Origin of the sequence: Methylobacterium sp. J-072 (assembly GCF_022829425.1) — a bacterium.
GTDB lineage: Bacteria > Pseudomonadota > Alphaproteobacteria > Rhizobiales > Beijerinckiaceae > Methylobacterium.
Genome location: NZ_JAKSYK010000189.1, coordinates 1 through 298, shown reverse-complemented (window position 1 = coordinate 298; position 298 = coordinate 1). Strand labels below are relative to the sequence as shown.

Annotated in this window: 1 tRNA gene and 1 rRNA gene; both read right to left on the bottom strand. The window is 64.8% G+C overall.

The window, feature by feature from the left end:
* Position 1: 1 nt before the first annotated feature.
* Positions 2-75: transfer RNA gene (locus MKK67_RS23625), tRNA-Met, on the bottom strand.
* Between the two features lie 103 nt (positions 76-178).
* Positions 179-294 (bottom strand): 5S ribosomal RNA (gene rrf / locus MKK67_RS23620).
* Positions 295-298 lie beyond the last annotated feature (4 nt).

The following is a 298-nucleotide window of genomic DNA, read 5'->3' as shown; positions in this document are numbered from 1 at the left end:
GTTGCGGGGACAGGATTTGAACCTGTGACCTTCAGGTTATGAGCCTGACGAGCTACCGGGCTGCTCCACCCCGCGCCAAGGTTGTGCGGCTGGTCCGGGCTGGCTGTTCGCCTGTGTCGGCGGGCTCCGGGGCCGTAGCGGTGATCGTGATGAGGGAGTGTGTGTTTGCGATGTGCGGGTCTGGCGGCGACCGACTCTCCCGTGCCTTGAGACACAGTACCATGGGCGCTGGCGTGTTTAACGGCCGAGTTCGAGATGGGATCGGGTTCTGGGCACGCCGCTCAAGCCACCAGACCGG